Origin of the sequence: Micrococcus luteus (genome assembly GCF_022664405.1) — a bacterium.
Lineage (GTDB): Bacteria > Actinomycetota > Actinomycetes > Actinomycetales > Micrococcaceae > Micrococcus > Micrococcus luteus.
On the sequence record NZ_JAKRLB010000045.1, the window covers coordinates 1,288 to 2,603 of the forward strand.

The 1,316-nt window shown below is 55.6% G+C and carries 1 rRNA gene (running past one end of the window); it reads right to left on the reverse strand.

Annotation, left to right across the window (positions count from 1 at the left end):
• Positions 1 to 1,001, reverse strand: a 16S ribosomal RNA gene (locus tag MF605_RS11835); it reaches 218 nt to the left of the window's first position.
• Positions 1,002 to 1,316 lie beyond the last annotated feature (315 nt).

Consider the following 1,316-nt stretch of genomic DNA (forward strand, 5'->3'; position numbering starts at 1 on the left):
ACCGTATCTCTACGGCGATCGAGAACATGTCAAGCCTTGGTAAGGTTCTTCGCGTTGCATCGAATTAATCCGCATGCTCCGCCGCTTGTGCGGGCCCCCGTCAATTCCTTTGAGTTTTAGCCTTGCGGCCGTACTCCCCAGGCGGGGCACTTAATGCGTTAGCTGCGGCGCGGAAACCGTGGAATGGTCCCCACACCTAGTGCCCAACGTTTACGGCATGGACTACCAGGGTATCTAATCCTGTTCGCTCCCCATGCTTTCGCTCCTCAGCGTCAGTTACAGCCCAGAGACCTGCCTTCGCCATCGGTGTTCCTCCTGATATCTGCGCATTCCACCGCTACACCAGGAATTCCAGTCTCCCCTACTGCACTCTAGTCTGCCCGTACCCACCGCAGATCCGGGGTTAAGCCCCGGACTTTCACGACAGACGCGACAAACCGCCTACGAGCTCTTTACGCCCAATAATTCCGGATAACGCTCGCACCCTACGTATTACCGCGGCTGCTGGCACGTAGTTAGCCGGTGCTTCTTCTGCAGGTACCGTCACTTTCGCTTCTTCCCTACTGAAAGAGGTTTACAACCCGAAGGCCGTCATCCCTCACGCGGCGTCGCTGCATCAGGCTTGCGCCCATTGTGCAATATTCCCCACTGCTGCCTCCCGTAGGAGTCTGGGCCGTGTCTCAGTCCCAGTGTGGCCGGTCACCCTCTCAGGCCGGCTACCCGTCGTCGCCTTGGTGAGCCATTACCTCACCAACAAGCTGATAGGCCGCGAGTCCATCCAAAACCGATAAATCTTTCCAACACCCACCATGCGGTGGACGCTCCTATCCGGTATTAGACCCAGTTTCCCAGGCTTATCCCAGAGTTAAGGGCAGGTTACTCACGTGTTACTCACCCGTTCGCCACTAATCCACCCAGCAAGCTGGGCTTCATCGTTCGACTTGCATGTGTTAAGCACGCCGCCAGCGTTCATCCTGAGCCAGGATCAAACTCTCCGTAAAAAAATTACAGAACAACACCGTGGCAGCCGGAAATAACCACCACGACATCCATTCAATACCTAGCAAACCATCACCACACCACGGGGGTGGCAGGCGATGATCAACCAATATGTGTTAAAACAATTGGCATCAACAAACTTGGCACACTATTGAGTTCTCAAACAACAGGCGCTTCCAGCTTCAGCGACCCGCTCCGCGGGCCGTTTCGCTCTGGAGCAACTTCTCCATCCTAGACCATCCGTTTCGACCGTGTCAACTCCGTGTCCGAAGCATTCACCGTCCGTTCACATGGCCGGGCTAGAAAACCTTACCACG